Below are 8,116 nucleotides of genomic sequence, written 5' to 3' on the forward strand. Positions count from 1 at the left end.
TAGTACAGACAAATTAAAATGGATGGAAACATCTCTGGAGTGTGCACAAAAAGTAAATGATGATAATGTGAAGAGTGCATACTCGAATGTTTATTTAAACATTGCCAAATGTTATGAGGAGTTAGGTGATACTGAGAATGCAAAAAGAAATAATGAGTTGTCAAATTCATCTCAGGGTGCACCGTCTGATGTAGGACCCTTTTACCATGGGACAAAGGCAGACTTGAAGGTTGGTGATTTATTAATAGCAGGTGGAACTTCAAATTACGAACCTGGGCTTAAAATGAACCATATTTATTTCACTGCTAATGTCAATGGCGCAGGACTTGCAGCTGCTTTAGCAAAAGGAGAAGGAAGAGAACGAGTTTATATAATAGACCCAACGGGTGAATTTGAAAACGACCCAAATGTTACAGATAAAAAATTTCCTGGTAACTTAACACGTTCTTATCGTTCGAAAGAACCATTAAAAATTATTGGTGAGGTAACAGATTGGGCGAAACTGACAACTATGGAGCGAGGTAAATGGCAAGAAAATATAGCTAAAAACAAGGGCGAAATTATTAACTGAACAAAATAGTCTGCCATCACTACCTATGTAATATAAAAAGGGGTACCCAAGTGAAATATAACGGGTTCTCTTTTGAAGTGCAAAATGTGGAAAAGCAGGTTAAATAACATACGAAAAAGCATGGTAATTCGCAAAGGGATTCGCCAAAAGATAGTTATGAAAATTCATAAATGGAGAATTTTCGTCTATTGTAAATTTCGAGGCAAAATAAGCAGATATAAGCGGAGATATTCCGATTAATACTTGTAATTAAGGCAAAAACCAAGGATTTGGATAATATAAGCGGAAAAACTCCCCTTACTTTTAGGGAAATTTGGGTATTTCCCTATTTAAACGGAATTTATCCGTTTATTGCAAACACAAGGGAATCAGGTGATAATTTACATCTATTTTAGCCATTCAATTATCAGATGGATAATATCTATTCGTAAGGTGTTATTTACTATGTGATTTATCGTGCGGTTTTATATGCCACCTAGCCCAAAATAACGATACAGCAATAAAAAGGCAGGATGCTAAGTCGTTGCGATTTAGCATCCTATTAGTGTTGTGATTTTCTGTTTTGCACCCTTAAAGAGAACCCGTTAAAGTGAAATTGGGTACCCCTTAATCTTTATTTAAAACACTTTCGTCGTCCAATCCTCACAATTCCAAATATCGGTTGCAATTTCACGATAGAAATCAGGTTCGTGGGATACCATCAAGATACTCCCGCGATAGGCTTTTAAAGTACGCTCCAATTCTTCTTTTGCATCCACATCCAAGTGATTGGTAGGCTCGTCTAGAATTAATAAATTCGTTGGTGTGTTAATAATTTTACACAAGCGAACTTTGGCTTTTTCGCCACCAGAAAGGACTTCGATTTTACTTTCAATGTGTTTCGTTGTTAGTCCACATTTTGCAAGAGCAGCTCGGATTTCAGCCTGATTCATACTTGGAAACGTGCTCCAAATCTCTTCAATACAAGTGTTGTAATTGGACTGTTTTACTTCCTGCTCGAAGTAACCAATATGTTGATAATCACCGCGTTCTACTTTACCCTCCAGCGGATCAATCAACCCAAGAATACTTTTTAAAAGAGTTGACTTACCAATACCGTTCGCACCAACAAATGCAATTTTTTGTCCGCGTTCCATTTTCAAATTCAGAGGGCGCGAAAGTGGCTCATTGTAACCAATAACAAGATCTTCGGCTGTGAAAATATAGCGACTGGTTGCACGAGCTTCTTTGAAGTTAAACTCTGGTTTTGGCTTCTCTCTACCCAATTCGATAACGTCCATTTTGTCCAGTTTCTTTTGACGAGACATCGCCATATTACGAGTCGCAACACTTGCCTTGTTACGTGCCACGAAATCTTTCAAATCAGCAATTTCTTGTTGTTGACGCTTGAAAGCAGACTCCAGCTGCTGCTTCTTCATTTCATATATTTTTAAGAAGTTATCATAATCACCGACATAACGATTTAACTCTTGATTTTCCATGTGGTAAATCAAGTTAACCACATTGTTTAAGAATGGAATATCATGTGAAATTAAGATAAATGCATTCTCATATTCCTGTAAATAGCGCTTCAGCCATTCGATATGCTGCTCATCCAAATAGTTCGTAGGCTCGTCAAGTAATAGGATTTCAGGCTTTTCTAGCAAGAGCTTTGCAAGCAAAACTTTCGTCCGCTGCCCACCGCTAAGATCATCTACATCTCGATCGAGTCCTACATCGTCTAAACCTAGACCACGAGCCACTTCTTCAACTTTTGAATTGATTTGATAGAAATCATTACTATCTAACGTTTCTTGCAATTCTCCTACTTCTGCAAGCAGTGCATCAATTTCAGCACCTTCATCACCCATTTTTGCATAAAGTTCATTGATCTCTGCTTCCGCATCAAAAAGATATTGAAAAGCAGTACTCAAAGCCTCACGCATCGTTGTACCTTTTTGAAGGACAGCATGCTGATCTAAATAACCAACACGAACTTTTCGTGACCACTCCACTTTCCCCTCGTCGGGTTGCAATTTTCCAGTCACAATATTCATGAAAGTAGATTTACCCTCACCATTTGCCCCAACTAGTCCAACGTGTTCACCCTTTAAAAGTCGAAAAGACACATCATTAAAAATCGCACGATCACCGAAACCGTGGCTTAAATTTTTTACGTTTAATACACTCATTTTCTTAACCCCTTATCTAATGTCACATGTGGATATCTTACTAGATTTTGTCTGTTTTTTCTATATCGAAGTTATTTTTTATCAAAACTGTAAATTTGAATTATATTTAGGTGTATAACGATTGGGCAAAAGTCTATTATACAACCGAAACGGAGGGTAAGCTATATGTTATCCTCCTACCATCTGCTTTTTTGTTTATAAAAATACCATTCAGGATCGATATTCGTTAAAATAAATAGTGCCGATTTTCATAAGTCTAAAAGGGACTTCCGTTTGATAACAAGTTATGAAGCATAATATAAGTAGAGGAACTAGACAGCATACTATTATTTGACCGATAGTTGGAAGTCGTCATCATAGTGAAGGGATTTGAGTTTAAAATGATAGATAATTTTTGGCGTGATTTACCACGACCATTTTTTGTACTTGCACCAATGGAAGATGTGACAGATCTTGTTTTTCGTCACGTCGTAAGTGAAGCCGGCCGACCGGATGTATTTTTCACAGAGTTTACAAACTCGGATAGCTATTGTCATCCAGAAGGTATGAAAAGTGTGCGTGGCCGTTTGACGTTTACAGAAGATGAACAGCCAATTGTGGCACATATTTGGGGGGATAATCCCGAATATTTCCGTCAAATGAGTATGGGCATGGCAGAGCTAGGATTTAAAGGTATCGACATTAATATGGGCTGCCCTGTACCGAATGTGGCATCAAGAGGGAAAGGGAGTGGCCTTATACTAAGGCCAGATGTTGCGGCAGAACTTATTCAGGCAGCAAAGGCGGGGGGACTGCCTGTCAGCGTGAAAACACGACTTGGCTATAAAAAGGTTCAGGAGTGGGAGGAGTGGCTAACGCATCTTTTCAATCAGGATATTGCAAACCTTTCTATTCATTTACGGACAAGAGAGGAAATGAGCCAAGTAGATGCGCACTGGGAGCTCATTCCGGAAATCAAAAAATTACGTGACCGTATCGCACCCAATACGCTGCTAACAATCAATGGAGACATTCCTGACCGCCAAACTGGGATGCGGCTTGTGGAACAATATGGGATTGATGGCGTTATGATCGGGCGAGGTATTTTTAAAAATCCATTTGCTTTTGAAAAAGTGCCAAAAGAGCATAGCAGTAAAGAATTGCTTGATCTATTAAGACTGCAGCTTGATCTTCAAGATCAATATGCGGAATTATTGCCACGTTCCATCACAGGGCTTCATCGCTTTTTCAAAATATATGTCAAAGGATTTCCAGGAGCTGCAGATTTAAGAAATCAACTGATGAACACGAAATCAACAGATGAAGTGCGTGCATTGCTTAATAACTTTGGAAAAGAATGTTGATGGGATGGGGACGATGAAATGATGTAACTGTCATTAATAACAGTTATTATTTCAGAAGGAAAAAGGGAAAAAAGATCCCGAAGATCGAGCAATAATGGAAAGTCTCTTCGGGATTGAATTTATATTTTTATTTTGTGGTATGTCTTAATTTCTTTTTGAAGGAATTTACGAATTTCAGTAAATGGTAATGGTTTACTAAATAGGTATCCTTGTAGATTTGTGCAACCAAGATCTTGCAAGAAATGTAGTTGCTCTTCTTGTTCTACTCCCTCAGCGATAATACCTTTTTCCAAGCTATTTGCCATTCCAATGATCGTCCGCACAATTGCTTCTTGCCCTGAGCTTTTGTTGATGCTTTGCACAAATGATTGGTCGATTTTCAATGTATTTATCGGGAGTTTTCCCAAGTAACTTAAGGAAGAGTAACCTGTCCCAAAATCATCAAGTAATACTTCAATTCCTAAGTCCCCTAATTCTTGGAGTTTGACAATAATATTCATAATGTCCTTCATCATGACGCTTTCTGTAATTTCAATTTTTAGAAGGCGTGGATCTATATTCGTTTCATTAAGAATATTTTTAACTTGGGTAACAAATGATTCTTCTTCAAATTGTCTTGTTGAGATGTTTACTGAAACGTATGTCTGAGTATATCCTAAATGATGAATTTCCATAATTTGTGTACAAGCTGTCCGTAGAACCCACTCACCAATCGGAACAATGAGGCTTGATTCTTCAGCAATTGGAATAAATTCTGCAGGGGAAATAAAACCCAACTTTTTGTCCTTCCATCGGAGTAACGCTTCGAAGCCGACAATTTGTCCAGCACGTATATCTACAATGGGTTGGTAATAGAGAGATAGGGCATTTTTATTTAATGCTTGCCGTAGTTCTTGCGTCAATTCCAATTTTCTTGATAAGGAACGAGACATATCATCATGATAGAATTGAAAGTTGTTTTTTCCACTTGCTTTAGTCATTGTTGTGGCTTGATCGGCTTGTTTTAAAAGATCTTCGGAGTCACGTGCAAGATCAGGATATAAACTTATTCCAATGCTTGTTGTTACTACATAATCTTTTCCAGCTAGATCAATAGGTGAAGAAATGATCTCAATTATTTTTTTGGCAAATAGCATTACCTGCTCAACATCTGTAATATCCTTTAACAAAACAACGAATTCGTCGCCGCCTTGTCGAGCTAAAAAATCACAGTGGTTTATCTGACTCTTTAGACGTTTAGAGATGATTTGCAATAATTCATCTCCAACTCTGTGGCCTAGTGTATCATTGAATAATTTAAAATGGTCTAAATCAAGAAAAAGAATAGCCACTTTTGAATTTGATTTATTTGATTCGGATAGTGTGGTTTCAAGATGTTTCTCAAATAATCTTCGGTTGGGCAATTCCGTTAACGAATCGTAGTATGCCAGAAAGTATAATTCTTCCTCTGCTTTTCTGCTTTTACTAATATCAGTGGTCATCCCATCTAATCGGTCTAATTCTCCTAAATCGTTGAAAACTGGAATTGTTTTAGCAGAAAGCCACTTAATATCACCAGTAGCATCAATAATTCGATATTGATAATCAATCGATTTCCCCTTTACTAGTAACTTTTGTTGTTCTTCAACAAAAGCAATGTCGTCCGGGTGGATCACTTCTTTCCATAGCAATGGAGTTTTCATAAAATCCGCTTGCGTATATCCATAAATTTTTAGACATGAAGGGGACATCTGGCAGTATCCATTATAACTAGGGCTTGAAGACCACAAACAAATATCAATGTTATTAACTATATTGCTGAGGCGATTTTTTGAAATTAATAGATCTTTTCTGTCTGTAATATCAATAGCAATACAAGCTACACCTATAACTTGATTGTCTATTGAAATAGGAACGGCAGTAACATTCAAATCAAGATACGTTCCGGATTTATTGATAATTGTAATATCAATCATTTTATTTATTCCATTTAAAACTTCGGAAAAACTTTCTTCATAATGCTTCCGTAAATCCTTACTAATCAAGGAATGGAAGGAAGACTGAAGTAGTTCTTCTTGTGTAAAGCCAGTTAATTCTTCCAAAGTTTTATTGATTAGTAGAAAATTACCTTCAATATCAACGACATAGCTTCCATCTGGATAATTCTCAAACAATGATTTATATAGTAAGAAAAGTGAGGATGTATCACTAATACCCTGTTGTTGCACAATAATTCACCTCCCTTAATAAGAAAATTGAAAATTTAAGGTTTACTAAAAACCCTATTATGAATACTATCGGTTAATTGTATTATATTGTTTAGTAATAAGGTATTACACATTTGGGACAGCCCTTCCATTTCTCAATATATAACAACCGGCTCATTGGTGCTAAGATTGTCATACACAGTTTTCATCACGCTCGGTGGAGTGTTGACACAGCCGTGTGATCCTGCCGATAGATAGGCATTCCTTGCCCAATTACCTCGCCAGCTGGCATCGTGGAATCCCTGTCCGTCATTTGTAAAGGGAGCCCAATAATTAACATCGACCTGATAGGTGATTTTTCCATTTTCCCGGCCAGTTAGTACGGACGGTGACTTTTTATAGAGAATATACCATACTCCTGGTGAAGTATCATGACGGGTACTATGATTGCCAGTAACCACATTTGATGTGACGACCAATTTCCCATTTTTATAAATCCAAATTCTTTGCTCTGCAATGGAGACTTCAGCATATGTATCACCAATCCCATTGTTCGTAATCGCTTCATATCCGTAGCCTTCACCCTTCCATCCATTTCCATAAATATTAGCGGCGGAAACCGACTTCTCTCCATTTTCAAAAGCGTCCTTAATCCGTGGTACTTCTTTATCAACATCGATGGCCCATCCGTAGCCCTTACCTCTAACCGATATCACCGAACCTAAATGGGTCTTAAATGTGATATCTTTATTTAAGGTGGATTGGGAATGGTTAATCTCAGCAATCTTATTTTTGAAATCACCCGCATCATCAATCTTTATCTGCAAATCTTTTGATATAGAGGCATTTTTAATTAATTCGCTCGCGGTTAACGTAAAAACTTTATTCTGTACCTTATAATCGACAGTCTGGGCCAGGAATTCTTCCAGCTTTTTCTGTTGATTTTTTACAAACTCGCTGTCTTCTTTAATTGGCTGTATGTATGCTGGATTAAGACGGATTTCACTAATATATTCTTGCTTGTCGTAATCTTTCAAAAGACCAGCGACATCATACTGCTCTCCACTAATGCTGTTTGTAACAACAATTTTGCCTTGTTCCAAACGAACCACTGCATCTTGTGGCGCTTTTAAACCCTGGTTCATAGCCAGCAGTTTTTCTTCTACCTGCTTTTTCAATGTCTGATTTCTGAAATCATCCTGATTGCTTGGCATTAATGAATAATCTTTTGCTTTGGAAGAAGGAAAAAACGTCCACTGGTTCTTTAATAATTTTTCAATATCGGGCAGATCCTCATCCGTAAATCCCATCATGGAATCTGTTCCATCTAGAATCTGTTGATCGCCAACATAGACGACATTTGTTAATTTGGTTGCTTTTAATTTTTTTAATGCCTGATGGGCATTCATTCCACCAACTTTGATACTATTAATCTTGATTTGTGAATTAAAATGCTTTGCCTGATAGTAGCTGCCAGTCGCAATGATGAGTGCGATAATAAAAATAATACCGGCTGAAATAAACCCCCAGTTTGCATACCACTTTGTTGATTTTCTATGACGTTTTTCGATTGCTTGGATATCTGCTGCACTTTCCATAAACTTCCCCCCATACCTAATTCGCAAGAATCACTATTCAGTTCGTGTCATTTATTACCGATATTTTAAAAAAACAGTAAATATTACTACTATTTTACAAAATGTCCTATTCGAACATTGTCGGTTTTTGTGAACACCTAAAGTTTTTATTTTCTTTTCTAACGAAATGATCGCTGTGAAGGTTACAAAAAAAAGTACGGCACCAAAAGATTTTATAAAAGGGTAGAAGGGAACTAATGTCGATTTT

Annotated in this window: 5 protein-coding genes and 1 pseudogene; 3 read left to right on the plus strand and 3 right to left on the minus strand. The window is 37.2% G+C overall.

Translation table 11 applies throughout. The features are described from left to right. Positions 1 to 22: 22 nt before the first annotated feature. Positions 23 to 145 (plus strand): annotated as a pseudogene (locus G6554_RS26195) (NAD(+)--rifampin ADP-ribosyltransferase); the annotation flags it as partial. Positions 146 to 157: 12 nt separating this feature from the next. Then, complete coding sequence (arr, locus tag G6554_RS26200) at positions 158 to 571, plus strand: NAD(+)--rifampin ADP-ribosyltransferase (protein WP_308111001.1); 414 nt, start codon at positions 158 to 160, stop codon at positions 569 to 571. A gap of 617 nt (positions 572 to 1,188) precedes the next feature. On the opposite strand, the gene G6554_RS09065 is transcribed toward arr, so the two are convergent. Next, positions 1,189 to 2,742: an ABC-F family ATP-binding cassette domain-containing protein gene (locus tag G6554_RS09065; RefSeq protein WP_166240935.1), complete on the minus strand. Its 1,554-nt coding sequence runs from the start codon at positions 2,740 to 2,742 to the stop codon at positions 1,189 to 1,191. A 380-nt stretch (positions 2,743 to 3,122) separates the two neighbouring features. Between G6554_RS09065 and G6554_RS09070 the strand changes: the two genes are divergently transcribed. Continuing rightward, entirely contained in the window at positions 3,123 to 4,085 is a 963-nt protein-coding gene (locus G6554_RS09070) for a tRNA dihydrouridine synthase (RefSeq protein WP_166240937.1), read from the plus strand. Between the two features lie 119 nt (positions 4,086 to 4,204). Here G6554_RS09070 and G6554_RS09075 read toward each other — a convergent pair whose 3' ends face one another. Both G6554_RS09075 and G6554_RS09080 read right to left on the minus strand, forming a co-directional pair. Continuing rightward, positions 4,205 to 6,292 (minus strand): EAL domain-containing protein, encoded by a 2,088-nt coding sequence (locus G6554_RS09075; RefSeq protein WP_166240939.1) that lies wholly within the window; start codon positions 6,290 to 6,292, stop codon positions 4,205 to 4,207. A 134-nt stretch (positions 6,293 to 6,426) separates the two neighbouring features. Continuing rightward, a complete protein-coding gene (locus tag G6554_RS09080) occupies positions 6,427 to 7,869 on the minus strand; it encodes a L,D-transpeptidase (RefSeq protein WP_166240942.1) in 1,443 nt (480 codons plus the stop codon). Positions 7,870 to 8,116: the final 247 nt, after the last annotated feature.

It is taken from the genome of Bacillus sp. MM2020_4, from assembly GCF_011250555.1.
GTDB lineage: Bacteria > Bacillota > Bacilli > Bacillales > Cytobacillaceae > Neobacillus.

Excerpts from the sequence above, each read along its gene's own strand:
- G6554_RS09065 (WP_166240935.1), bottom strand. The coding sequence starts at position 2,742 with ATGAGTGTATTAAACGTAAAAAATTTAAGCCACGGTTTCGGTGATCGT.
- G6554_RS09070 (WP_166240937.1), top strand. The coding sequence starts at position 3,123 with ATGATAGATAATTTTTGGCGTGATTTACCACGACCATTTTTTGTACTT.
- G6554_RS09080 (WP_166240942.1), bottom strand. The coding sequence starts at position 7,869 with ATGGAAAGTGCAGCAGATATCCAAGCAATCGAAAAACGTCATAGAAAA.